The sequence below is a fragment of the Nocardioides sp. genome (assembly GCF_044226305.1).
Lineage (GTDB): Bacteria > Actinomycetota > Actinomycetes > Propionibacteriales > Nocardioidaceae > Nocardioides.
In genome coordinates, this window is record NZ_JBGAHF010000014.1 from 23574 (window position 1) to 48647 (window position 25074).

At 71.6% G+C, this 25074-nt stretch carries 22 protein-coding genes and 1 tRNA gene; 3 read left to right on the forward strand and 20 right to left on the reverse strand.

Annotated elements, in window-relative coordinates; all coding sequences use genetic code 11:
* Window positions 1-7: 7 nt before the first annotated feature.
* Complete coding sequence (locus ACILQ5_RS14875; RefSeq protein ID WP_395658800.1) at window positions 8-1336, forward strand: ABC transporter substrate-binding protein; 1329 nt, start codon at window positions 8-10, stop codon at window positions 1334-1336.
* 175 nt (window positions 1337-1511) lie between these two features.
* On the opposite strand, the gene ACILQ5_RS14880 is transcribed toward ACILQ5_RS14875, so the two are convergent.
* From ACILQ5_RS14880 to ACILQ5_RS14905, 6 genes are all read right to left on the reverse strand, one after another.
* Window positions 1512-2306, reverse strand: a complete 795-nt coding sequence (locus tag ACILQ5_RS14880) for an ABC transporter ATP-binding protein (protein ID WP_395658801.1) — start codon at window positions 2304-2306, stop codon at window positions 1512-1514.
* Window positions 2303-3298, reverse strand: coding sequence for an ABC transporter ATP-binding protein (locus ACILQ5_RS14885; protein WP_395658802.1), 996 nt, complete (start codon window positions 3296-3298; stop codon window positions 2303-2305). Before ACILQ5_RS14885 ends, ACILQ5_RS14880 begins: the two co-directional genes overlap by 4 nt.
* Window positions 3291-4466 carry a branched-chain amino acid ABC transporter permease gene (locus ACILQ5_RS14890; protein ID WP_395658803.1) on the reverse strand — a complete coding sequence of 392 codons (1176 nt, stop codon included), beginning with the start codon at window positions 4464-4466 and terminating at the stop codon, window positions 3291-3293. The genes ACILQ5_RS14885 and ACILQ5_RS14890 overlap by 8 nt, the downstream gene beginning before the upstream one ends.
* 13 nt (window positions 4467-4479) lie before the next feature.
* Window positions 4480-5733, reverse strand: a complete 1254-nt coding sequence (locus ACILQ5_RS14895) for an ABC transporter permease subunit (RefSeq protein ID WP_395658804.1) — start codon at window positions 5731-5733, stop codon at window positions 4480-4482.
* Window positions 5734-5973: 240 nt separating this feature from the next.
* The gene (locus ACILQ5_RS14900) at window positions 5974-6597 is read right to left on the reverse strand and encodes an ANTAR domain-containing response regulator (RefSeq protein ID WP_395658805.1); all 624 of its coding nucleotides are present in this window, start codon (window positions 6595-6597) and stop codon (window positions 5974-5976) included.
* 10 nt (window positions 6598-6607) lie between these two features.
* On the reverse strand, window positions 6608-6769 hold the full coding sequence (locus tag ACILQ5_RS14905) for a hypothetical protein (protein ID WP_395658806.1): 162 nt from the start codon (window positions 6767-6769) through the stop codon (window positions 6608-6610).
* Between the two features lie 102 nt (window positions 6770-6871).
* Here ACILQ5_RS14905 and ACILQ5_RS14910 point away from each other — a divergent pair.
* Window positions 6872-6947, forward strand: a tRNA-Leu gene (locus ACILQ5_RS14910).
* 132 nt (window positions 6948-7079) lie between these two features.
* Here ACILQ5_RS14910 and pyk read toward each other — a convergent pair.
* The 8 genes from pyk to trpC form a co-directional block, all read right to left on the reverse strand.
* Window positions 7080-8543 carry a pyruvate kinase gene (gene pyk, locus ACILQ5_RS14915; RefSeq protein ID WP_395658807.1) on the reverse strand — a complete coding sequence of 488 codons (1464 nt, stop codon included), beginning with the start codon at window positions 8541-8543 and terminating at the stop codon, window positions 7080-7082.
* 91 nt (window positions 8544-8634) lie between these two features.
* Complete coding sequence (locus ACILQ5_RS14920; protein WP_395658808.1) at window positions 8635-10104, reverse strand: glutamate synthase subunit beta; 1470 nt, start codon at window positions 10102-10104, stop codon at window positions 8635-8637.
* Window positions 10105-10170: 66 nt separating this feature from the next.
* A complete protein-coding gene (gene gltB, locus ACILQ5_RS14925; RefSeq protein ID WP_395658809.1) occupies window positions 10171-14718 on the reverse strand; it encodes a glutamate synthase large subunit in 4548 nt (1515 codons plus the stop codon).
* Window positions 14719-14853: 135 nt separating this feature from the next.
* Entirely contained in the window at window positions 14854-15729 is an 876-nt protein-coding gene (gene lgt, locus ACILQ5_RS14930; RefSeq protein WP_395658810.1) for a prolipoprotein diacylglyceryl transferase, read from the reverse strand.
* A gap of 6 nt (window positions 15730-15735) precedes the next feature.
* Window positions 15736-16341, reverse strand: coding sequence for an SCO family protein (locus ACILQ5_RS14935; protein ID WP_395658811.1), 606 nt, complete (start codon window positions 16339-16341; stop codon window positions 15736-15738).
* Entirely contained in the window at window positions 16334-17158 is an 825-nt protein-coding gene (gene trpA, locus ACILQ5_RS14940) for a tryptophan synthase subunit alpha (protein WP_395658812.1), read from the reverse strand. Before trpA ends, ACILQ5_RS14935 begins: the two co-directional genes overlap by 8 nt.
* A complete protein-coding gene (trpB, locus tag ACILQ5_RS14945; protein ID WP_395658813.1) occupies window positions 17155-18393 on the reverse strand; it encodes a tryptophan synthase subunit beta in 1239 nt (412 codons plus the stop codon). The genes trpA and trpB overlap by 4 nt, the downstream gene beginning before the upstream one ends.
* A complete protein-coding gene (gene trpC, locus ACILQ5_RS14950) occupies window positions 18390-19172 on the reverse strand; it encodes an indole-3-glycerol phosphate synthase TrpC (protein WP_395658814.1) in 783 nt (260 codons plus the stop codon). The genes trpB and trpC overlap by 4 nt, the downstream gene beginning before the upstream one ends.
* Before the next feature lie 122 nt (window positions 19173-19294).
* Between trpC and ACILQ5_RS14955 the strand changes: the two genes are divergently transcribed.
* The gene (locus ACILQ5_RS14955; protein ID WP_395658815.1) at window positions 19295-19627 is read left to right on the forward strand and encodes a DUF4190 domain-containing protein; all 333 of its coding nucleotides are present in this window, start codon (window positions 19295-19297) and stop codon (window positions 19625-19627) included.
* Between the two features lie 59 nt (window positions 19628-19686).
* On the opposite strand, the gene ACILQ5_RS14960 is transcribed toward ACILQ5_RS14955, so the two are convergent.
* The 6 genes from ACILQ5_RS14960 to ACILQ5_RS14985 are packed head-to-tail and all read right to left on the reverse strand — an operon-like array spanning window position 19687 to window position 25002.
* Window positions 19687-20130 carry a DUF2752 domain-containing protein gene (locus ACILQ5_RS14960; protein WP_395658816.1) on the reverse strand — a complete coding sequence of 148 codons (444 nt, stop codon included), beginning with the start codon at window positions 20128-20130 and terminating at the stop codon, window positions 19687-19689.
* 24 nt (window positions 20131-20154) lie between these two features.
* On the reverse strand, window positions 20155-20349 hold the full coding sequence (locus tag ACILQ5_RS14965) for an HGxxPAAW family protein (RefSeq protein ID WP_395658817.1): 195 nt from the start codon (window positions 20347-20349) through the stop codon (window positions 20155-20157).
* A gap of 45 nt (window positions 20350-20394) precedes the next feature.
* Window positions 20395-20979 carry a Trp biosynthesis-associated membrane protein gene (locus tag ACILQ5_RS14970; RefSeq protein WP_395658818.1) on the reverse strand — a complete coding sequence of 195 codons (585 nt, stop codon included), beginning with the start codon at window positions 20977-20979 and terminating at the stop codon, window positions 20395-20397.
* A complete protein-coding gene (gene hisI / locus ACILQ5_RS14975; RefSeq protein WP_395658819.1) occupies window positions 20972-21388 on the reverse strand; it encodes a phosphoribosyl-AMP cyclohydrolase in 417 nt (138 codons plus the stop codon). The genes ACILQ5_RS14970 and hisI overlap by 8 nt, the downstream gene beginning before the upstream one ends.
* Window positions 21389-21409: 21 nt before the next feature.
* Window positions 21410-23194 carry an ABC transporter ATP-binding protein gene (locus tag ACILQ5_RS14980; protein ID WP_395658820.1) on the reverse strand — a complete coding sequence of 595 codons (1785 nt, stop codon included), beginning with the start codon at window positions 23192-23194 and terminating at the stop codon, window positions 21410-21412.
* Window positions 23191-25002, reverse strand: a complete 1812-nt coding sequence (locus ACILQ5_RS14985) for an ABC transporter ATP-binding protein (protein ID WP_395658821.1) — start codon at window positions 25000-25002, stop codon at window positions 23191-23193. The genes ACILQ5_RS14980 and ACILQ5_RS14985 overlap by 4 nt, the downstream gene beginning before the upstream one ends.
* Window positions 25003-25074: the final 72 nt, after the last annotated feature.

The window sequence follows — 25074 nt, forward strand, 5'->3', positions numbered from 1 at the left end:
ACGGCTGATGGCAGCTACCGCTGTCCTCGGCATGGCCCTGGCAGCCTGCGGAAGCTCCGACTCGGGCGGTGGGGACGCTGCCGCAAGCGACAGCCCCTCGGCCTCCGAGTCCAGCGCAGCCACCGAGACCTACACGGACGACAAGTGCGCGGCGAACCAGACGAGCGCCGACAGCTTCCGCATCGGTGGCATCCTGCCGCTGACCGGCAGCCTCGCCTTCCTGGGCCCGCCCGAGATCGCGGGCGTCGGCCTGGCCTCCTCGGACATCAACGCCGCAGGTGGCGTCGACGGGGCCAAGTCCTGCACCGACATCCAGGACTCCGGTGACTCCAACGACATGTCGGTCTCGACCGCGTCCGCCGGGACCCTGGTGGCCAGCAAGCCCTCGGTCGTCATCGGTGCCGCCTCGTCCAGCGTCTCGCTGAACGTGGTCGACACGTTCGCCGACAACAAGATCGTCGAGATCTCGCCCGCCAACACCGCGGTCGACCTCTCCGGCTACTCGCCGTGGTACTTCCGTACCGCCCCGCCGGACGGCGTCCAGGGCAACGCGCTGGGCACCCTGATCACGACCGACGGCTACACCAAGGTCGGCTTCCTGGTGTTCAACGACACCTACGGCACCGGTCTCCGGAACGCCGTCCAGGACACGGTCGAGGCGGCCGGCGGCTCGTGCGTCTACGGCTGCGCCGGCAAGGGCCAGGAGTTCCCGCCGGGACAGACCACCTTCTCCTCGGAGGTCAGCGGCGTGCTCGCCGCCAAGCCCGACGCGATCGTGGTCCTGGCGTTCGACGAGACCAAGTCGATCGTGCCGGAGCTGAAGGCCCAGGGCTGGGACATGTCCAAGACCTACTTCTCCGACGGCAACACGGCCGACTACAGCGCGGACTTCGCCAAGGGCACCCTTGAGGGCGCCCAGGGCACGATCCCCGGTGCTGACCCCGACCAGGCCTTCAAGGACCGGCTCCAGGGCTGGAACCAGGCCGTCAACGGCGAGAAGCTGAAGGACTACTCCTACGGCGCCGAGTCCTACGACGCCACCATCCTCGCCGCCCTGGCTGCGGTGAAGGGCGGAGCCACCGACCCGGCCACGATCCAGAAGAACCTGGCCGCGGTCTCCGGTGCGAGCGACGGCGAGGAGTGCACCACGTACTCCGACTGCGTCGCGCTGCTCGAGGACGGCAAGGAGATCCACTACAAGGGTCCCTCGGGCATCGGTCCGATCGACGACGAGAACGACCCGTCGTCGGCGTTCGTGGGCATCTACACCTTCGACGGCAACAACTCTCCCTCGCTGTCCAGCACGGTCGAGGGCGCGAAGGGCTCCGAGGGGTGACCTCCTGATCACCCGCTGATCACCCGTTGATCACACCGCTCCACGCGGAGGGCCCCGGACCATCGGTCCGGGGCCCTTCGTCCGTCCTGGTGGCCGCCGCCGGCGGCGGACGCGCGACGACCGACGCCCCTGCACGTGCGTGGAGGGGCGTCGGTACGTGGACGGGCGGAGCCCGTCAGTGCTTGTCGGGCCGCGTCTCGTCGACGTCCTTGGCGAGGGTGCCCAGGTAGAGCTCGATCACCTTCGGGTCGTTGGCCAGCTCGCGCCCGCTGCCGGTGTAGGCGTCCCGGCCCTGGTCGAGGACGTAGCCGCGGTCGCAGATCTGGAGGCAGCGGCGGGCGTTCTGCTCGACCATGACCACGCAGACGCCGGTCTTGTTGATCCGGCGCGTGCGCAGGAACGTCTCGTCCTGCCGCACCGGCGAGAGGCCGGCGGACGGCTCGTCGAGGAGCAGGACCGACGGCTCCATCATCAGCGCCCGGGCCATCGCCAGCGACTGGCGCTCACCGCCGGACAGGGCGCCGGCGCTCTGGTTGCGGCGGTCGTGCAGCACCGGGAAGAGGTCCCACATGGCGGCGAGCCGCTCCCCCACCTTCTTGGGCCGCAGGAACAGGCCCATCCGGAGGTTCTCCTCGATCGAGAGCGAGGGGAAGACGTTGTTGGTCTGCGGCACGAACCCGACGCCCATCTCCACCAGCTGGTTGGTGCGCAGGTTGGTGATGTCGCGCTCGCCCAGGGTGACCGAGCCGGAGTGCACCTTGACCAGGCCGAACATCGCCTTGAGCAGGGTGGACTTGCCCGCACCGTTGGGACCGATGATGCCGATCATCTCGCCGGGGTACGCCGCGAGGCTGCACCCGTTGAGGATGTTGACGCCCGGGAGGTAGCCGGCGATGACGTCCCGTGCCTCGATGACCGGGGTCCGGGTCTCGGTGGTCACGCCGGCTCCGCCGGCCTGCTGCTCGCTCATCGGGTCTCCTCCGCCTGGTCGTCGGTACCGCGCTCGGCTTCCTCGGCGGCGACCTCCTGGGCCAGCTCCTCCAGGACCTCGTCGGCCAGCAGGCTGTCGTCACCCAGGTCGGTGTCGTGGTGGGCGCCGAGGTAGGCGTCGATCACGGCCGGGTTCGACATGACGGTGTCCGCCGCGCCCTCCGCGACCAGCCGGCCCTCGGCCATCACCGCGACCCAGTCGGAGATGTGGCGCACGACGTGCATGTCGTGCTCCACGAACAGCACCGTCATGCCCTCGTCGCGCAGCGCCTGGATGTGGCCCAGCAGCGACTGCGTCAGCGCCGGGTTCACCCCGGCCATCGGCTCGTCGAGCATGATCATCTTCGGGTCGCTCATCAGGGCCCGCGCCATCTCGAGGAGCTTGCGCTGCCCGCCCGAGAGGCTGCCGGCGTAGTCGTGCTTCTTCTCGTAGAGCTTGAACCGGGCGAGCAGCTCGTCGGCCTTGTCCTCGATGGCCTGCTCCTGCGCCCGCCAGGCCGGCCGGAACATCGACTTGAAGAGGTTCTCGCCGGCCTGGTGCTGCGCGCCGAGCATCATGTTGTCGATGACCGTCATCCGGCTCAGCGCCTTGGTCAGCTGGAAGGTCCGGACCATGCCGGCCTGCGCGACGCTCGATGCCGACGTCCGGTCGAGCGTGCGCCCGTCGAACGCCCAGTGGGCGCCGTCCTTGGCCGAGGTGGGCCGGTCGAACCCGGTGATCAGGTTGAAGAAGGTGGTCTTGCCGGCCCCGTTCGGCCCGATCAGCGCGGTGATGATGCCCCGCTGGACCTCGAGGTGGCCCACGTCGACCGCCGTCATGCCGCCGAACTGACGGACGATGTGGTCCACCACCAGGATCGGGTCGGGCTTGCTCGCCCCGGGTTCGGGGTCGAACGTGCCGACCAGCGCCGCACGCGCGGCGGGGTCGGCCAGGCCGGACGTGCGGGCGTGCTCTGCCATCTGCTCAGACATCGAAGCGGAGCTCCCTCTTGTTGCCCAGGATGCCTTGCGGCCGGAAGATCACCAGCAGCATCAAGGCGATGCCGACGACGATGTAGGAGAACTGCGCCGTCTTCTGGTCGCTCAGGACGCTGTTCGGGATGTAGGCCTGGGAGGCCGTCTGGATGAAGATCCGCCCGGCGAAGAACAGCACCGACCCGAGCACCGGACCGAAGATCGTCGCGGCGCCACCGAGCAGCAGCGCGGTGTAGCAGAAGAACGTCAGGGTGCGGCCCATCGAGTCCGGCTGCACGCTCGAGGGCAGCACGTAGACCATGCCGCCGATCGCGCCGAACAGGCCACCGATGATCAGCGCCTGCATCTTGATCGCGAACACGTTCTTGCCGAGCGAGCGGATCGCGTCCTCGTCCTCCCGGACGCCGCGCAGCAGGCGGCCCCACGGGCTGCGGACCAACAGGTAGACGATGAAGCTCGACAGCAGCACGAGCGTCCACGCGACCGCGCGCACCCACCAGCCGCTGACGCCGGTGAGCTGGTTGGGCACCGGGAACGAGAAGAACAGCAGGAACAGGCTGAGCACGACCAGCAGCACGACCAGCCCGTTGCGGGCGACGCCGTTGAGCTGGTCGCCGCTGCGCAGCACGTAGACGAGCGCCGCGATCGAGGCGGCCGTCAGCAGCCAGGCGATGATCCGGACCCAGGCGGCGCCGTCGGCCACGTCGGCGTAGTTGAACGGGATCAGCGTGAAGGAGCCGCCGCCGAAGAAGGACAGGCTCGTGAACGGGTCGCGGTACTGGCTGCCCGGGATGCCCTGGGCCGAGCCGGTGAAGTCCGTCAGCAACGACGATCTGCCGACGTACCTGATGATCTCCGCTGCGGAGATCGTCACGATCGCGAGGTAGTCGCCGCGCAGCTTCAGGGTCGGTACGCCGAGCACCAGGGCGAACACGAGTGCGGACCCGAGCCCGAGCAGGATGCCGACCGCGAACGGCAGCCCGTGCCAGACCGCGATGCCCATGCCGTACGCCCCGAGGAGCATGAAGCCGGCCTGGCCCATGTTCAGCAGGCCGGTGAAGCCGAAGTGGATGTTGAGCCCGATGACGGCGATCGCGACCGCCGCCGTGCCCGGCGACAGCGCCTCGCGCATCATCGCGTTGAGAATCGACTGGATGGTGTCCATGACCGTTCCTTCCTCAGCCGACCCGCTGCGGCTTGCCGAGCAGGCCCTGGGGCCGCACGAGCAGGAGCAGGATCAAGATCAACAGGGCGGTGGCGTACTTGAAGTCACCCGGCATCCCGAACACCGGCGACAGCTCGACCACCAGCCCGATGATCAGCGCGCCGATCAGGGCGCCGAACGCCGTGCCGAGACCGCCGAGGGTGACCGCTGCGAACAGCAGCAGCAGGATCTGGAGACCGGTGTCCCACTTGATGCCGTTGGTGACCAGCGCGTAGAGGAGGCCCGAGAGGCCGGCCAGACCCATGGCGACGATCCAGACGAGCCGGATCACCTTGTCGGTGTCGATGCCGGACGCCGCGGCGAGCGCGGGGTTGTCCGACACGGCCCGGGTCGCACGGCCGATCCTGGTGCGCAGCAGCGCGTAGCCGACGATGCCGAGCACGACGATCGAGATCGCCATCGCGACGATCGACTGGTTGGTGATCGTGACCGGCCCGATCTCCGTCACGGTCGGGTTCTCCTGCTCGACCCGGACCGTCCGCGCGCCCACCAGGAGCTGGTAGGTGTACTGGAGGGCCAGGGAGAGCCCGATCGTCACGATCATCATCTGCGTCAGGCCCAGCCCACGACGGCGCAGCGGCTGCCAGAGCCCGCGGTCCTGGGCCCAGCCGGTGGCGGCGCAGAGGATCACGACGAGGACGCCACCGACCCAGATCCCGAGGCCGTGGAGGTTGATCAGCCAGTAGCCGAGCATCCCGCCCAGGGTGACCTGCTCGGCGTGCGCGAAGTTCGAGAGCCCGGTCGTGCCGTAGATGAGCGAGAGGCCGACGGACGCCAGGGCCAGCAGCAGGCCGAGCCGGAGCCCGTTGACCGTGCTCTGGATGATCTCGTCGACCTTGCTGCTGCCCGCGTTGTAGTCCGCGGTGCGCACCGTGAGCAGCGCCGGGACGGTCGTGCCGAACTTGGCCTGGACGGTGACCTCACCGGTGTCCACGTCGAGGTCCTCGGGCAGCGACGACTCGTCGAGCTTGACGGTGTAGGTGCCCTCCTTGTCGACGGAGACGTTCCACTTGCCGGTCTCGCTGGTCGTCACCTCCTGGGAGGTGCCCGACTCGTCGGTGACCGTGAGCTTCACGTCGGGGATCACGTCGGACTCGGTCCGCAGGGTGCCGGCGATGCAGGCCTTGTCCGGTCCGGGCAGGCACAGCGTGTCGACCGCGTTCGCGGGCGGCGCACCGATGAGGAGCAGCAACGGTGCGAGCAGCATCGTCAGTACGACACCGGTCGCGCCCCTGCTCACGGCCCGCGGAGGGGCGAGTGGTCGAGACGTCAAGACGGTCCTCCGATCCAGAACCCGGGCCGGGCTCGCAGGGCAGTTTAGGGGTCAACCGGTCCCGTGGCGCCAGATCACCGCCCGCACCGCGCGAGTCGCGCCGGGTTTTACCGAAGCGTGACCTGCCGGTGACCTTCGCGCACGGCCCGGGAGACGGCCCCGGCGACGACGTCGTCAGCCGGCGATGCCGGGACCGTGGGTGACGACCCCGTCGGCGACCTGGCGCATCGAGAGGCGCAGGTCCATGGCGGTCTTCTGGATCCAGCGGAACGCCTCCGGCTCGGAGAGGTCGAGCTGCTCCTGGAGCAGGCTCTTGGCGCGCTCGACCGCCTTGCGGGTCTCGAGCCGCTCGGTGAGGTCCGCGACCTCGGCCTCGAGCATCGTGAGCTCGGTGAAGCGGCTGACCGCCATCTCGATCGCCGGCACCAGGTCCGAGCGCGTGAACGGCTTCACGAGGTACGCCATCGCCCCGGCGTCCCGCGCGCGCTCGACGAGGTCGCGCTGTGAGAACGCGGTGAGCATGACCACCGGAGCGAGCCGCTGCCCGGCGATCCGCTCGGCCGCGGCGATGCCGTCGAGGACGGGCATCTTCACGTCCAGGATCACCAGGTCGGGCCGCAGCTCCTCCGCCAGTGCGACGGCGGTCTGGCCGTCGCCGGCCTGGCCGACGACCTCGTAGCCGTCCTCGGCCAGCATCTCCGCGAGGTCCATCCGGATCAGCACCTCGTCCTCGGCGATGACGACGCGTCGGTGCGTCCCCTCCCCCGGTCGCGCGGGAGGCGTCGGCTGCTGGCTCACGGGGAGAAGGTTATCCGGCCTCCGTCGTCCGCGCGGCGCCGGACCGCTGCTCGAGGAACAGGTCGACCTCGACCCGTTCGACCCGGCGGCGGTTCAGCTCGGCCGAGGCGACCCGCGCATTGGCGAGCGCGCCCTCGTGGCTGGCGCTGGCCCACGCCCACGGGTTCCACATGTCGACCTCCTACCCTCGCTCCTGCGAAAACTGTAGTGGATTGATCGACTTTGTCCAACGTGGTGACCGGATGCTGGTCCGTTAGGGTTTCCCGCGCACTGCGCCCCGGTATCCCAACGGCAGAGGAAGCGGTCTCAAACACCGTCCAGTGTGGGTTCGAATCCCACCCGGGGCACCAGGCACGCCACGCCGGCAGCACGTCCGCACCCGACCACGAAACTCACGGCTGGACGATGAACCTTCATCGTCCAGCCGTGAGTTTCATCGGCCGGCCGATGAAGCCTCATGGCGGCGGCAGGAGGGACCCGCGTCAGTGGCGTCGGTACGCCGGGGCGACCTCGTTGATGGCGTCACCCATCCGGTGGATGCGCAGCGCGTTCGTCGAGCCGGGGATGCCCGGGGGGCTGCCGGCGATGAGGACGACCAGGTCGCCCTCGCGGACCCGGCCGATCTGGAGCAGCTGCTCGTCGACCTGGCGGACCATCTCGTCGGTGTGCTCGACCGGGTGGGTCTTGAACGTCTCCACGCCCCAGGTCAGCGCCAGCTGGGAACGGACCTGGGCGATCGGCGTGAAGGCGAGGATCGGGATCGGCCCGCGCAGCCGCGACATCCGCTTCGCGGAGTCCCCGCTCGTCGTGAACGCGACGATGTACTTGGCGCCCACCCGCTCGGCGACCTCGCCGGCGGCCTTGGCGATCACGCCGCCACGCGTGTGCGGGTCCCACTCGATCGTCGCGACGTGCGCGCTGTCGCTGGAGTCCTCGAGCGCGTGCGCCTCGGTGGCGGTGATGATGCGCGCCATCGTCTCGACCGTGTGGACGGGGTACTCCCCCACGCTGGTCTCGCCGGAGAGCATGACGGCGTCCGCGCCGTCCAGGACGGCGTTCGCGACGTCGGAGGCCTCGGCCCGGGTCGGGGCCGGAGCGGTGATCATCGACTCCAGCATCTGGGTGGCGACGATGACCGGCTTGGCGTTGAGGCGGGCCTTCTCCACGATCCGCTTCTGCAGGAACGGCACGTCCTCGAGCGGGCACTCGACGCCGAGGTCGCCGCGGGCGACCATGAAGCCGTCGAAGGCCGTGATGATCTCGTCGAGGTTCTCGATCGCCTGCGGCTTCTCGATCTTGGCGATCACCGGCACCCGCACGCCGACCTCGTCCATGATCGCCCGCACGTCCTCGACGTCCTTGGCGTCCCGCACGAAGCTCAGCGCGATGAAGTCGACGCACAGCCCGAGCGCGAACCGCAGGTCCTCGGCGTCCTTCTCGGACAGCGCCGGCACCGACACGGCGACACCGGGCAGGTTGATGCCCTTGTGGTCGCTGACCTTCCCGCCGACGAGGACCTCGGTCCGCACGTCGGTGTCGTCGACCGAGACCACCCGCAGGCGGACCTTGCCGTCGTCGATGAGCAGCGGGTCGCCGGGCTTCACGTCTCCCGGCAGGCCCTTGTACGTCGTGCCGCAGACCTGGTCGTCGCCGGGGACGTCGCGCGTGGTGATCGTCCACTCCTGGCCGCGGCGCAGCACGACGGGGCCGTCGGCGAAGCTCTCGAGCCGGATCTTGGGGCCCTGGAGGTCGGCGAAGATCGCGACCCCGTGGCCGCTGGCGTCCGAGGCCTCCCGCACCAGGCGGTACGCCTCGGCGTGGTCCTCGTGGGAGCCGTGGCTCATGTTGAGCCGGGCGACGTCCATCCCGGCGTACACCAGCTCCCGGATCCGCCGGGGCGACGAGGTCGCCGGGCCGAGGGTGCAGACGATCTTGGCTCTACGCACGCGCTCCACCCTACCCCGACTTTGATCGTTCAAAGACCTAACCCCCTCCCGGCATCGGTGCCGGGGCTCCGGGAGGGGGTGCCGGGCGCGGTCAGACGACCAGCGGACGCTCGGTGGGCGGGATCGGCGCGGGCAGGTTCGTCGAGCCGGTCAGGTAGCGGTCCACCGCGGACGCCGCGGCCCGGCCCTCGGCGATCGCCCAGACGATGAGCGACTGGCCGCGGCCGGCGTCACCGGCCACGAACACGCCGTCGACCGAGGACATGTACGACGCGTCGCGGGCCACGTTGCCCCGCTCGTCGAGGTCGACGCCGAGCTGCTCGACGAGGCCGGCCCGCTCGGGTCCGGTGAACCCCATCGCGAACAGCACCAGGTCGGCCGGGATCTCGCGCTCGGAGCCCTCGACCTGCTCGAACCGGCCGTCCTGGAGACGGACGTCGACCAGCCGGAGCGCCCGGACGTTGCCGTCCCCGTCGCCGACGAACTCGGTGGTCGAGACGGCGTAGACCCGCTCCCCCGCCTCCTCGTGCGCGGAGGAGACCCGGAACACCATCGGGTACGTGGGCCACGGCTGACCGGCCGGCCGGTCCGCCGGCGGCTCCGGCATGATCTCGAGCTGGGTGATCGACGCCGCGCCCTGCCGGGTGGAGGTGCCGAGACAGTCCGCTCCGGTGTCGCCGCCGCCGATGATCACCACGTGCTTGCCGGTCGCGGTGATCTGGCCCTCGACCTCGTCGCCGAGCGCGACCCGGTTGGCCTGCGGGAGGAACTCCATCGCCTGGTGGATGCCGGCGAGCTCGCGGCCGGGGACCGTGAGGTCCCGCGCCGCGGTCGCGCCGACCGCGAGCACGACGGCGTCGTACCGGTCCCGGAGGCGGGAGCCGGTGAGCTGGTCCCCGCCGACGTCGACGCCGGCCCGGAAGACCGTGCCCTCGCGCCGCATCTGGTCCAGGCGCTTGTCGAGGTGCTGCTTCTCCATCTTGAACTCGGGGATGCCGTAGCGCAGCAGCCCGCCGATCCGGTCGGCACGCTCGTAGACCGCGACGGTGTGCCCGGCGCGGGTGAGCTGCTGGGCGGCGGCGAGACCCGCCGGGCCGGACCCGATCACCGCGACGGTGCGGCCCGAGAGCCACTCCGGCGGCTGGGGCCGGACCAGGCCGGAGTCCCAGGCCTTGTCGATGATCGAGACCTCGACGTTCTTGATCGTCACCGGGTCCTGGTTGATCCCGAGCACGCACGCGGTCTCGCACGGCGCCGGGCAGAGCCGGCCGGTGAACTCCGGGAAGTTGTTGGTCGCGTGCAGGCGCTCGATCGCACCCTCCCAGTCACCGCGCCACACCAGGTCGTTCCACTCGGGGATGATGTTGCCCAGCGGGCAGCCCTGGTGGCAGAACGGGATGCCGCAGTCCATGCAGCGGCCGGCCTGGTCGGTGATGATCGGGAGCAGGGCACGCCCGGCGCTGCCGGGGTAGACCTCGTGCCAGTCGTGGATGCGCTCCTCGACCGGGCGCCGCTCGGCGACCTCCCGGCCCTTCTTGAGGAAGCCGCGGGGGTCAGCCATCAGACCCAGCCCTCCATCATCGGGCGGACCGCGAGGAGCGCGGACCGCAAGGTGGGAAGCGACATCTCAGCCATGCAGAGCCTCCATCATCGCGTGGGCGGTCTCGTTCTCGTCCAGCCCGTCGGCCTCGGCCTTGGCCTTGGCCTCGAGGGACTTGCGGTAGTCGGTCGGTACGACCTCGGTGAACCGCGTCAGCGAGGTCTCCCAGTCGGCGAGCAGCGCCTCGGCGACGGTGGAGCCGGTCTCGTCGAGGTGCGCGCGCACCATCTGCTCGAGCTCGACCGCGGCGTCCGGGGTCACCGGACCGAGCTCGACGAGCTCGGCGTTGACGCGGTGCGGCTTGAGGTCGAGGACCCAGGCCACGCCGCCGGACATGCCGGCGGCGAAGTTGCGGCCGGTCTTGCCGAGGACGGCGACCCGTCCGCCGGTCATGTACTCGCAGCCGTGGTCGCCCACGCCCTCGGTGACCACCCGCGCGCCGGAGTTGCGCACGCAGCACCGCTCGCCGACGCCGCCGCGGATGTAGATCTCGCCCGCGGTCGCGCCGTACGCGATGACGTTGCCGGCGATGATCTGCTCGTTGGCCTCGAACGGCGCCGCCCGGTCGGGACGCACGACGAGCCGGCCGCCGGACAGGCCCTTGCCGAGGTAGTCGTTGGCGTCGCCCTCGAGCCGCAGCGTCATGCCGGCGGGCACGAACGCTCCGAACGACTGGCCGGCCGACCCGGTGAAGGTCAGGTCGATGGTGCCGTCGGGGAGACCGGCGCCGCCGTGCTTCTTGGTGACCTCGTGGCCCAGGATCGTGCCGACGGTGCGGTTGACGTTGCGGATCGCGACCTGGGCGCGCACCGGCTCGCCCTTCTCGATGGCGTCCTTCGCCAGCGGCACCAGCTCGGTCACGTCGAGCGACCGGTCCAGGCCGTGGTCCTGCTGGTGGGTGCAGCGCAGGTCCTGGTCGGGGAAGGCCGAGCGGTCCGGCTGGTAGAGCACCGGCGTCAGGTCGAGGCCGGACGCCTTCCAGTGGTCGACGGCCTCGCGGACGTCGAGGCTGCCCACCTGGCCGACCGCCTCGTCGAGCGTGCGGAAGCCGAGCTCGGCGAGCAGCTCGCGCACCTCCTCGGCGATGAACTCGAAGAAGTTGACGACGTACTCGGCCTTGCCGGCGTAGCGCTCGCGCAGCACCGGGTTCTGGGTCGCGACGCCCACGGGGCACGTGTCGAGGTGGCAGACCCGCATCATGATGCAGCCGGAGACGACCAGCGGGGCCGAGGCGAAGCCGTACTCCTCGGCGCCCAGCAGCGCGGCGACGACGACGTCGCGGCCGGTCTTGAGCTGGCCGTCGGTCTGCACGACGATCCGGTCCCGCAGCCCGTTGAGCATCAGCGTCTGCTGGGTCTCGGCGAGGCCGAGCTCCCAGGGGCCGCCGGCGTGCTTGAGCGAGGTCAGCGGCGCGGCGCCGGTGCCGCCGTCGTGGCCGGAGATGAGGACCACGTCGGCGTGCGCCTTCGAGACGCCGGCGGCCACGGTCCCCACGCCGACCTCGGAGACCAGCTTCACGTGGATGCGGGCCCGCGGGTTGGCGTTCTTGAGGTCGTGGATCAGCTGCGCCAGGTCCTCGATCGAGTAGATGTCGTGGTGCGGCGGCGGGCTGATCAGGCCGACGCCCGGCGTGGAGTGCCGGGTCCTGGCCACCCACGGGTACACCTTGTTGCCGGGCAGCTGGCCGCCCTCGCCGGGCTTGGCGCCCTGCGCCATCTTGATCTGGATGTCGTCGGAGTTCGTGAGGTACTCCGCGGTGACGCCGAACCGGCCGGACGCGACCTGCTTGATCGCGCTGCGCCGCTCGGGGTCGTAGAGCCGCTCGGGGTCCTCGCCGCCCTCGCCCGTGTTCGACTTCGCACCGAGACGGTTCATCGCGATCGCCAGCGTCTCGTGCGCCTCCTGCGAGATCGAGCCGTAGGACATCGCGCCGGTGGAGAACCGCTTGACGATCTCCGAGACGGGCTCGACCTCCTCGATCGGGACCGGCGCGCGGCCGACCTCGTCGGCGCCGCGGAGGCGGAACAGCCCGCGCAGCGTCATCAGCCGCTCCGACTGCTCGTCCACGCGCGAGGTGTACTGCTTGAAGACGTCGTAGCGACCGGTGCGGGTGGCGTGCTGCAGCCGGAAGACCGTCTCGGGGTCGAACAGGTGCGGCTCGCCCTCGCGGCGCCACTGGTACTCGCCACCGATCTCGAGCTCGCGGTGGGCCGGCGCGATGCCGCGGGCCGGGTACGCCGTGGCGTGCCGGCGGGCGACCTCCTCGGCGATGGTGTCGAGGCCGATCCCGCCCAGCTTCGACGTGGTGCCGGTGAAGTATCGGTCGACGAGCGCCTGCGAGAGGCCGAGCGCCTCGAAGATCTGGGCACCGGTGTACGACGCGACCGTGGAGACGCCCATCTTCGACATCACCTTGAGCACGCCCTTGCCGAGCGCCTTGATCAGGTTGGCGACCGCCTTCTCGGGCTCGATGCCGACGTAGTAGCCCTCCCGCGCGAGGTCCTCCACGGACTCCATCGCGAGGTAGGGGTTGACCGCCGCGGCGCCGTACCCGACGAGGAGCGCCACGTGGTGGACCTCGCGGACGTCGCCGGCCTCGACCAGCAGCCCGACCTGGGTGCGGGTCTTCTCGCGGACCAGGTGGTGGTGCACGGCGCCGGTGAGCAGCAGCGACGGGATCGGCGCGAGCTCGGCCGTGGAGTGCCGGTCGGAGAGGACGATGATCCGGGCGCCGTCGGCGATGGCCGCGGACACCTCCTGGCAGATCTCGTCGATCCGCTGGGCCATCCCCTCGCCCCCGGCGTCGACCGGGTAGAGGCCGCGGGCGACGTGGGTGATGAAGCCGGGCATGTCGCCGTCACGGTTGATGTGCCGGATCTTGGCCAGGTCGTCGTTGGAGATGACCGGGAAGGGCAGCACCACCATCCGGCACGACGCCGGGGCCGGCTCCAGCAGGTTCGCCTCCGGACCGATCGTGCCGGCGAGCGAGGTCACCAGCTCCTCGCGGATGGCGTCCAGGGGCGGGTTGGTGACCTGCGCGAAGAGCTGGCTGAAGTAGTCGAACAGCAGCCGGGGCTTCTCGCTGAGGGCCGCGATCGGTGTGTCGGTGCCCATCGAGCCGATCGGCTCGGCCCCGGTGTTGGCCATCGGGGTGAGCAGGACGCGCAGCTCCTCCTCGGTGTAGCCGAAGACCTGCTGGCGCCGGCTGACGGAGGCGTGCGTGTGCACGATGTGCTCGCGCTCGGGCACGGCGTCGAGGTGGATCAGGCCGGCATGCAGCCACTCGTCGTACGGGTGCTCGGCGGCGAGCTCGGCCTTGACCTCCTCGTCCTCGATGATGCGGTGCTCGTCGGTGTCGACGAGGAACATCCGGCCCGGCTGCAGCCGGCCCTTGCGGACGACCTTGGCCGGGTCGATGTCGAGCACCCCGACCTCGGAGGCGAGGACGACGAGCCCGTCGTCGGTGACCCAGTACCGCGACGGCCGCAGGCCGTTGCGGTCCAGGACCGCGCCGATCTGGGAGCCGTCGGTGAAGACCACGCAGGCAGGGCCGTCCCAGGGCTCCATCATCGCGGAGTGGAACTCGTAGAAGGCGCGGCGCCGCGGGTCCATCTCGCCGTGGTTCTCCCACGCCTCGGGGATCATCATCAGCACCGAGTGCGGCAGCGAGCGACCGCCCATGTGCAGCAGCTCGAGGACCTCGTCGAAGGACGCGGAGTCCGAGGCGCCCGGCGTGCAGATCGGGAACAGCCGGTCCAGGTCGCCGGGGATGACGTCGGAGCGCAGCAGCGCCTCGCGGGCGCGCATCCAGTTCCGGTTTCCCATGACGGTGTTGATCTCGCCGTTGTGGGCGATGAAGCGGAACGGGTGGGCCAGTGGCCAGCTCGGGAAGGTGTTGGTGGAGAACCGCGAGTGCACGACGGCCAGCGCGGAGGTCATCCGCTCGTCCCGCAGGTCGGGGAAGACCTGGTCGAGCTGGACGGGGGTGAGCATGCCCTTGTAGACCAGCGTCCGCGACGACAGCGACGGGAAGTAGACGTCGGTCTCGTGCTCCGCGCGCTTGCGCAGGCAGAACGCCAGGCGCTCCAGCGCCATCCCCGTCACGCGCGAGCCGGAGCCGGCGACGAAGAGCTGGCTGAAGGTCGGCATCACCCCGGCGGCGGTCTTGCCGAGCGACGACGGGTCGACCGGCACCTCGCGCCAGCCGAGGACCGTGAGGCCCTCCTCCCGGGCGATCTCCTCGATCCGCTGGCGGGTCTTGGCGACCTGCTCGCCGTCGCCGGGCAGGAACGCGGTGCCCACGGCGTAGGAGTGCTGGCCCGGCAGCTCGAAGTCGACGACCGCGCGGAGGAACGCGTCGGGGACCTGGATCAGGATCCCGGCGCCGTCGCCGGAGTTCGGCTCGGCGCCCGCGGCGCCGCGGTGGTCGAGGTTCAGCAGGGCCTGGACGCCCTGCCGCACGATCTCGTGGCTGGCGACCCCGGTGAGGGTCGCCACGAAGGCCACCCCACAGGCGTCGTGCTCGTGGCGGGGGTCGTAGAGACCCTGGGGCGGCGGGAATGCGTGCGAGAACACCGGGCATTCTCCCGTCGTCTCGGCGCCGCGCAGGCCCCACGACGTTGTCGGGTCCGGCGCCGGCGGATCGGCAGTGCGAGTGTGCGTGCAGGGGACGGCATTGGCCCTAGCGGGAGGTGTCAGGCTACCACCCGGTCAGGTCGCGCTGTCCTCTTCCGTCCGGTCGTGGACGGGCCGGTCGACGTACACCTCGTCCTCGCGTCCGGGGCGCAGCCGCGCACTCACCACGAACCACACCAGCCCCGCCAGGAACAGGACCAGCGAGGTCCAGACGTTGAACCGCAGGCCGCCGACGTCGGACAGCTCGACGGTGTCGATCCGGAGCGTCTCGATCCAGCCGCGGCCGACCGTGTAGACCATGATGTAGAGCGCGACGACCCGGCCGTGGCCGAGCTGGAAGCGGCGGTCCGCCCACAGCAGGAACGCGAACGCGGCCAGGCACCACAGGCTCTCGTAGAGGAACGTCGGGTGGAACGTCGTCCCCGGCGGGTAGCCGGCGTTGACGGCGGTCTCGTCGCTCACCGAGAGCCCCCACGGCAGGTCGGTGGGCCGGCCGAACAGCTCCTGGTTGAACCAGTTGCCCCAGCGGCCGAGCGCCTGCGCGACCAGCACGCCGGGCGCGCACGCGTCGAGGACGGGGAGCAGCTTGATGCCCTTGCGACGCGCGCCGATGACCATGCCCAGCGCGCCGAGGGCGATCGCCCCCCAGACGCCGAGGCCGCCGCGCCAGACGTAGAGCGCCTCGATCGGGTGGTTGCCGGCGCCGAAGTAGAGGTCGTGGTCGGTCGCCACGTGGTAGAGCCGGCCGCCGACCAGGCCGAACGGGACCGCCCAGACGGCCAGGTCCGAGATGTCGCCGGCCGTGCCGCCGCGGGCGACCCAGCGCTTCTCGCCGATCCAGATCGCCGCGACGATGCCGAGGATGATCGCCAGCGCGTAGCCGCGCAGCGGCAGCGGTCCGAGGTACCAGACGCCGGAGGACGGGCTGGGGATGGCGAGGGAGGTGAGCACGGGACCTCAGTCGTTGAGCAGGGTGTGGATGTCGGCAGCGAACGCGGCGGACGAGGTCTGCTCGTCCCAGTACACGGTCCCCTCGTCGTCGGCGTCGATGCCGGTGATGGTGGTGCCGTGGGTGATGTCGTAGCCACCGGAGGGCAGCTTCTCGCCCTGGGTGATGCCCACCCCCATCGGCTTCGCCACGTCGACGATCGTGTCGAGGTCGCCGGTCAGCCCGATGAAGCCCGGGTCGAAGTGCTCGAGGTAGGGGCCCAGCACCGCCGTGGTGTCGCGGGCCGGGTCGGTGGTGACGAGCACGACGTCGACGCGGTCGCGGTCGGCGCTGTCGAGCCGGGTCATCGCGGAGGCGAGGTTGGCCATCACGGTCTGACAGGTGTCGGGGCAGTGGGTGTAGCCGAAGAACACCAGGGTCAGCGGCTTGTCGGTGTCCTTGGTGAGGGAGAACGGGTCGCCGTCGGTGTCGGTCAACGGCGTCGACGAGACGGGGAACGGCGGGTCCAGCCGGGTGCCGCTCAGCTCGCCCTCGGCGCTCTGCGCGCTGCCGCCGCACGCGGCGAGCAGCACGGCCAGGACGAGCAGGGGTAGGGCGGGGACGCTCCTACGCACGCCGCACCCCGCGGGCGAGGTCCTCGGTCAGCGCGGTGAGCGCCCGGAGACCCGCGGCCCGGTCGTCGGCGTGGTCCAGCAGCACCCGCACGAAGGCGGACCCGACGATGACCGCGTCGGCGCCGATCCCGTCCTTGGCCGCGACCTCGGCGGCCTGGTCGCCGTTGCTGACCCCCAGCCCGACGCCGACCGGCAGGTCGGAGCCGAGGTCCCGCAGGGCCTTCTTGGTGCGCGCCACGAGCGGGCCGGCCAGGTCGCTGGTCGAGGTGCGGGCACCGGTGACGCCCATGACGGCGGTGGCGTAGACGAAGCCGCGGCTGGCGGCGACCGTCATCGCGATCCGCTCGTCGGTCGAGGACGGCGCGACCAGGAAGATCTTGTCGAGGTCGTGCTCGTCGGCGGCCGCGATCCAGTCCGGGCCGCTGTCGGGGGTGAGGTCGGGGGTGATCAGGCCGGAGCCGCCGGCGGCGGCGAGGTCGGCGGCGAAGCGCGCGACGCCGTAGCGGTCGATGGGGTTCCAGTAGGTCATCACGACCGTCGGGGTGCCGGTCGCCGCCACCGCCTCGACCGTGCGCAGCACGTCGACGGTGCGGGCACCCCGCTCGAGCGCCTGCTGGGCGGCCGCCTGGATCGTCGGGCCGTCCATGACCGGGTCGCTGTAGGGCAGGCCGACCTCGATCACGTCGCAGCCGGCGTCGACCATCGCGTGGAGCGCGTCGATCCCGCCGGCGACGTCCGGGAAGCCGGCCGGCAGGTAGCCGACCAGGGCGGCGCGCTCGTCGGCGCGCGCCTTCTCGAAGGCGGTGCGGACGCTCACGCGGTCGCCTCCGCCCGGTTGAGGTCGAAGTACTCCATGGCGGTCTCCATGTCCTTGTCCCCGCGCCCGGAGAGGCTCACCAGGATCGTCTGGCCGGGCCGCTCGGCGGCCAGCCGGACCGCGCCGGCGACCGCGTGCGCGGACTCGATGGCCGGGATGATCCCCTCGGTGCGCGCCAGCAGGGCCATCGCGTCCATCGCCTCGGCGTCGGTCACCGGGAGGTAGGTGGCCCGGCCGGTCGCGGCGAGGTGGGCGTGCTGCGGGCCGACCCCGGGGTAGTCCAGGCCGGCCGAGATCGAGTGCGACTCGATGGTCTGGCCGTCGTCGTCCTGGAGGACGTAGGTGCGGGCCCCGTGCAGCACCCCGGCGTCGCCGGCGTGGATCGTCGCGGCGTGCCGGCCGGTCTCGAAGCCGTCACCGCCGGCCTCGTAGCCGTAGATCGCCACGTCGGCGTCGTCGAGGAACGCGGTGTAGAGGCCGATGGCGTTCGAGCCCCCGCCGACGCAGGCCGCGAGCGCGTCCGGCAGCACGCCGTACTGCTCGAGGCACTGGGCGCGGGCCTCGTCGCCGATCCCGCGGGTGAAGTCGCGGACCATGCTCGGGAACGGGTGCGGACCGGCCGCCGTCCCGAAGAGGTACGCCGTGTGGTCGACGCTCGCGACCCAGTCGCGCAGCGCCTCGTTGATCGCGTCCTTGAGGGTCGCGCTCCCGGACTCGACGGCGACGACCTTGGCGCCGAGCAGGTTCATCCGCGCGACGTTGAGCGCCTGCCGCTTGGTGTCGACGGCCCCCATGTAGACGGTGCAGTCGAGGCCGAAGTACGCCGCCGCGGTCGCGCTGGCGACCCCGTGCTGGCCGGCACCGGTCTCGGCGATCACCCGGGTCTTGCCCATCCGCTTGGTCAGCAGCGCCTGGCCGAGCACGTTGCGGATCTTGTGGGCGCCGGTGTGGTTGAGGTCCTCGCGCTTGAGCAGGATCCGGGCGCCGACCCGGTCGCTGAGCCGCTCGGCGTGGTAGAGCGGGCTCGGCAGGCCGCCGTACTCCCGCAGGATCGCGTCGAAGTCGGCGACGAACGTCGGGTCGGCCATCGCGTCGTGCCAGGCGACGGTGAGCTCGTCGAGGGCGGCGACGAGCGCTTCCGGCATGTAGCGCCCCCCGAAGCCCGACTGCGGGTCTCCGAACCAGCCGCGCTCGTCCGCGTCGAAGGACGTCGTGCGCTCCGGGTGGGTCGTCATGTCGTGACTCCTGTCATGCTCGCGACCGCGTGCTCGGGGTCGCCGTCCTTCACCAGTGCCTCGCCGACGAGCACGGCGTGGGCGCCCTCGGCCACGAAGCGCTTCACGTCGGCCGGACCGAAGATGCCGCTCTCGGCCACCCGGACGCGGTCCTCGGGGACCAGCGGGGCCAGGCGGCCGAAGGTGTCGTCGTGGATCTGGAGCGTCTTGAGGTTGCGCGCGTTGACACCGACCAGCTCGGCACCGAGGTCGACCGCACGCTCGGTCTCGGCCTCGTCGTGCACCTCGACGAGCACGGTCAGGCCGAGCTCGCGCGCCTCGTCGTGGAGCCGGCGCAGGGTCGCGTCGTCGAGCGCCGCCACGATCAGGAGCACCAGATCGGCGCCCGCCGCGCGGGCCTCGACGACCTGGTAGGAGGTGACGATGAAGTCCTTGCGCAGCACCGGGACGTCGACGGCCGCGCGCACGGCGCGCAGGTCGTCGAGGCTGCCGCCGAAGCGGCGCTGCTCGGTGAGGACGCTGATCGCGGCCGCTCCCCCGGCGGCGTAGCGCCGCGCGAGGTCGGCCGGGTCGGGGATGTCGGCCAGCGCGCCCTTGCTCGGGCTGCGCCGCTTCACCTCCGCGATCACGCTGGAGCCGGGTGCCCGGAAGTGCGGCATCGGGTCGCGGGCCGGGTCGACGTCGGCCAGCGAGGCACGCAGGTCGGCCAGGCTCGTGGCGGACTCCCGTTCGGCGAGGTCGACACGCACGCCGGCGACGATGTCGTCGAGGACGGACATGGAGGCTCCCGCAGAAGGTCGAAGGGACGAAACCAGTGTTTCACGCTGCCTGAACCCCTCCGGCATCGGTAGTCTCCGCCCAACGGCCGGCAGACGGACGGCCACGACGAAGGGTTCCTGCAGTGAGCTACTCCGAACCGCCTCCCCCGCCGCCGCAGTACGGCGCACCGCAGCCGCCCTACGGCGGCGCACCGCAGAAGACCAACGGCAAGGCCATCTGGTCGCTGGTGCTGGGCATCGTGGGCCTGGTCTGCTGTGGCTTCATCGCCGGCATCCCGGCGATCATCCTCGGGAACATGGCCAAGAAGGAGATCGACGCCGGACAGGGCACCGGTCGCGGCATGGCCCAGGCCGGCTTCATCCTCGGCGTCATCGCGGTGGTCCTCGGGATCCTCGGGCTGATCCTGTGGGCGGCCGGCGTCGTCGACGTGAGCGGCAGCGCCAGCACGTCCTGACCTGGACACACGTGGGGCCGGCCCTCCGGGGCCGGCCCTTCGTCATGTCCTGGGCGAGGTCAGGGAGCCAGCCAGCTCCCGGGCAGGTTGCGGAGCACCACGAAGACCACCGCGACGGCGGCGAGCGACCAGAGGAAGGTGCGCCGGACCCGCGGGTGCGGCTCGCGGACGGTGCCCGTCCAGCGGTCCCACGCCCACCGGCCGAGCAGGACGACCGCCACCGGCAGCAGGACCACGAGCAGCAGGTTGCTCGTCGCGGCCGCGCCGAGGTCGCCGTTCGTCAGGTCGTTGACCGCGCGCAGGCCGCCGCAGCCGGGGCAGTAGACGCCCATCGCGGCGCTCGGGCAGAAGCCCCACGCCCCCGCCTGGTGCGGGTCCCGCACGTGCAGGGCCAGCGTGGCGAGACCCAGCGTGCCGATCGCCGCGGCCGGTCCGGCCACCCGCCGCCAGCGGCTCTCCGACCGCGCCGCAGCCACCGAGGTGGGCGGCGCGGTGGCGGTCATGGAGCGTCCGTTCGTGCGGGTGTCTCAGGACTCGTTGTAGCCGAGCTTGGCCATCACGCCGAAGACGACCAGCGAGGCGACGGTGATGGCGGCGCCCACCCAGAAGATCACCATGTTCACCGGGTTGAACAGCAGACCGACGGCACCGACCAGGAAGCCGAGCATGGCGACCGTGACGGCCGTCCACGCAGCGGGGGTGTTGCCGTGACTGTGAGACATGTGCAGTGCTCCTCGGGGAACCGGTCGAGACGTGGCGGCGACAGTCTATTCGGGCTCGGGCGCCGTCGGGTCGTGACCCTCGTCGATCGCCTTCCACAGGTCCAGGCTGGACTGGTCCTCCGGGGGCACCGCGGGCACCGGCGCGCCGCCCGGCGCGTCGTACCGGCGGCCCATCTCGGGCCACGCGGGCGCCCAGGCCAGGGCCAGGGCGCAGCACGCCAGCGAGACGGCGCCGGCCGCGAGGGCCGTCCAGTACCACGCGGTGTGCCCGATGTCGGCGCCGGTGATCCCGACCTGCTCGAGCTCGTCGCGGAGGTCGGCGGCGATCTGGGAGTACGCCACCACGGTGGCGACCACCGCTCCGGCGGCGGCCACGACGCCGAGGAGCGCGACCGTCCGGCGGACCCGGCCGCGGGTGACCAGGACGACCCCCCAGCACGCGAGCACGACGAGGGCGAGCGCCGTCACCAGGGGCATGTTCCCGTCGAAGGAGAGCGACAGCACGCTCCCCGCCCCGGCCGAGGAGCCGCCTCCGTCGACGGCCGGCTTCTCGGCGGCGACCGCGGTCAGCGCGGCGGAGGCCAGGCCCACCAGGACGACCGGCCCGAACGTCCGCCGGCGATCAGGCACCGGCACCCCCGGCCGGTTCGGTGGACGGTTCGGTGGACGATTCGGTGGACGGCCCCGTGGACGGGAGGGCGAGCGGCAGCAGGTCGGCGTCGAAGCAGGTGCGGTCGCCGGTGTGGCAGGCCACCCCGACCTGGTCGACCTTGACGAGCAGGGTGTCGCCGTCGCAGTCCAGGCGCACCTCCCGCACCCACTGCACGTGGCCGGAGGTGTCGCCCTTGGCCCAGTACTCCTGGCGGGACCGGCTCCAGTACGTCGCGCGGCCGGTGGTGAGCGTGCGGGACAGCGCCTCGTCGTCCATCCAGCCCAGCATCAGCACCTCGCCGGTGTCGTGCTGCTGCACGACGGCCGGCACCAGGCCGTCCGCGGTGCGCTTGAGCCGGTCCGCGATCGCGGGGTCGAGGGAGGTCACCGCTCCAGTATCCCGGCTGGGTCAGACGCCGTGCTGCGCGACCCAGGAGGCGTGCAGGCCGGCGTAGACCGACCCCTCCTGCTGCACGAGCTCGGCGTGCGGCCCGCGCTGCACGATCCGCCCCTTGTCCACCACGACCACCTCGTCGGCGTTCTCGGCCGTGCTGAGCCGGTGCGCGATCGTCACCGACGTGCGTCCGCTCATCAGGCGGTCGAGGGCACGGCCGATGCGCATCTCCAGCGCCGGATCGACGGCGCTGGTGGCCTCGTCCAGCACGAGCAGGTCGGGGTCGGCGAGCTGGGCGCGCCACAGCGCCACCAGCTGCCGCTCCCCCGCGGACATCGACTCGCCGCGCTGGCCGACGCGCGTCGCGATCCCGTGCGGCAGCCCGGCCAGCCAGTCGTCGAGGCCGATCTCCTCGGCGGCCGCCAGAATCTCCTCGTCGGTCGCGTCGAGCCGCCCGTAGCGGACGTTCGCCGCGATGGTGTCGTCGAAGAGGAACCCCTCCTGCGGCACCAGGACCACGCTGCTGCGCAGCGACACCTGGGAGATCCGGCGCAGGTCGACGCCGTCGAGCAGGACGGCACCCTCGCTGGGGTCCATCAGGCGGGTCAGCAGCTTGGCGATCGTGGACTTGCCCGAGCCGGTCTCGCCGACGACGGCGACCCGGCTGCCCGCGGCGATGTCGAGGTCGACGTCGCGCAGCACCGGCGGCCCGCCCGGGTAGGCGAACTGCACGTCGCGGAAGGAGACGTCGACGGCGTGGTGCGGCAGGGTCGCGCCGTCCGGCCCCGGGTCGACGAGGTCGGCCGGCGTCTCGAGGATGCCGATGACCCGCCGCCAGCTGACGATCGCGTTCTGGGCGTCGGTGAGGATCTGGGTGCCCATCTGCACCGGCCCGACGAACAGCGAGACGAGGAACGCGAAGGCGAGCACGGTGCCGGCCGTGATGTCGCCGGCGAAGCCCAGCCAGATCCCGACGATGAGCACGCCGGCGTTGGCGAGCCCGGCGGAGACGCCGCCGAGGGAGAACGAGAACGCGGTGAAGCCCTGGGCACGGGTGCTGGCCGCCTTGTACTCGTCGACGGCCCGGTCGATCCGCGCCTGGGTGCGGTCCTCGACGGCGTACGACCGGACCACCGCGGCACCCACGACGGGCTCGGAGATCGCCGAGAGCATGACGCCGACCTGCTGGCGGACCACGCCGTAGGCGGCGGACAGCTTGCGCTGGAAGAAGCGCAGGGACAGGAACAGCGGCGCGAAGCAGACCCAGACGACGAGGGCCAGCTGCCAGCTGTAGACCACCATCACGATGGTCGCGACCAGGACCTGGCCGACGCTGACGACGAAGATCAGCCCACCGAACACGAGGAACTGGCTGACCTGGTCGACGTCGCTGGTCACCCGCGAGACGAGGGCACCACGACGTTCGGTGTTCTGGGTGAGCAGGGGCAGGTCGTGGACGTGCCGGAACGCCTTGATCCGCAGCGTCGCGAGACCACGCTCGGCCGCGGTGAACAGCCGCGACGTCATGAGGTACGACGCCAGGCTGGTCACCAGGATCGCCGCGGCCGCCACCAGGCCCATCTCGACGGTGAAGGCCAGGTCCGGGCCCTGCGGGCCGTTGAGGCCGTGGTCGATGGTGCGCTGGACGGCGATCGGGACGACCACCTGGCCGCAGGAGGCGACCACGGCCAGGGCCAGGGTGACCCAGACCCCGTCCTTCAGCTCGGGCGAGAAGTGCACGCCGCGACGGATCGTCGCGATCGCGCCGATCTCCTCGCCGGAGTCCATCACCGTGCTCATTCGGAGTCCCCCACCAGCTCGGAGTCGAGGTCGGTGCCCAGCTCCGTGGCGACCTCGTAGGCGTTGACGAGGTGGGCGTAGCCGGGGCTGCGCTCGATCAGCTCGGCATGCGTGCCCCGGTCGGCCACCCGGCCGTCCTCGAGGTGGACCACCTCGTCGGCCAGGCCGATCGTCGCCTTGCGGTAGGCGACCACGAGGAGCGTCGTGTCCTGGGAGCCGGACCGCAGCGCCTGGAGGATCCGCGCCTCGACCTCGGGGTCGACGGCGGAGGTCGCGTCGTCGAGGACCAGGAGGCGGGGGCGGCGCACCAGCGCGCGGGCCAGCGAGATCCGCTGGCGCTGGCCGCCCGACAGCGAGGTGCCGCGCTCGCCGAGCCGGGTGTCGAGGCCGTGCGGGAGCGCTGCGACGAAGCCGTCGGCCTGGGCCGCGCGCAGCGCCGCCCACACCTCCTCGTCGGAGACGTCGGCGCCGAGGGTGACGTTGCCGCGGACGGTGTCGTCGAAGAGGAACGCCGTCTGCGCCACGACCGCCAGCGCCTGCGCGAGCTCACCCTTCGCGAGGTCGCGCAGGTCGACGCCGTCGAGGAGGATCCGGCCCCCGTCGGGGTCGACCAGGCGTGCGACGAGGTTGGTGAGGGTGCTCTTGCCGGACGCGGTCGCGCCGACCAGCGCGACCGTGCGGCCCGGCTCGACCGTGAACGTGACGTCGTCGAGGAGCTCCTGCTCGGGGTCGTAGCGGTAGGCGAGGTGCTCGACCGAGAGCCGGGCGCCGTCGTCGAGCGGGGCGACCCGCTGCTCGCCGTACTGCATCTCGCCGGTGGCCAGCAGCACGTTGCGGACCCGGTGGTAGCCGACCACGCTGCGCGGGAACTCGCCGAGCAGCCAGCCGATGGACCGGATGGGGAACGAGACGATGGTCAGCAGGTAGGCGACCGTGACCACGTCACCGGGCTCGGTGGCGCCGGACATGACCCGGGCGACGCCGACGCCGAGGACGACCAGGACGCCGAGGTTGGGCAGCGCCGCCAGCGTCGGGTCGAAGGCGGCGCGGATCCGGCCGGCGCGGATGTTGACGTCGCGGAGGCGGTCGGCCATCTCGGCGAACCGGGCGGTCTCCTCGGACTCGCGGCCGAGGGTCTTGACGACCATCGCCCCGTCGAACGACTCGTGGGCCACCTCGCTCAGCTCGGCCCGCAGCTGCTGGGCCTTCGTCATCAGCGGCGACGCGTAGCGCTGGTAGACGAGGTTGGTGACGACCACCGCCGGGAAGACGAGGAGGCCGATCAGGGCCAGGACGACGTCGGCGGCGAACATCCCGACGACGGCGATCACCATCATCGCGACGGTGCCGACGGCCATCGGCAGCGGCGCGATCGGGCCCCAGGCCGCCTCGACGTCCGAGTTGGCGTTGGACAGCAGCTGGCCCGTGGGGTGCCGCTGGTGCCACTCCATCGGGAGGCGGAGGTACTGACGGGTGACGGCGCGGCGGCTGTGGGCCTGCATGCGGTACTGCATGACGCCGGCGCCGAGGCGGCGCGCGACGATGCCGACCGCGCGGAGGAGGGCGACCCCGAGGAACAGCCCGAGCACGGCCCAGAGCAGGGAGCTGTCGATCTCGCCGGTGTCGAAGGCGGGCAGGACGACGTGGTCGGTGGCCCAGCCCAGCACCCAGGCGTCGGCGACGGTGAGCGCGCCGAACAGCACGCTCCCGATGGTCGAGAGGGTGAAGACCAGCGGCTCGCGGCGGATCGCCACCCCGAGGACGGCGAAGCCCTCTGCTGTCGTGCCCCGCCTGCGACGCTCTGCCACCTGCACCCCTTCCTGCCGCGGCCCGAACCCGCGGTCCCGCCAGGGTATTCCCCGGGGCCGACAGCGGCCGCG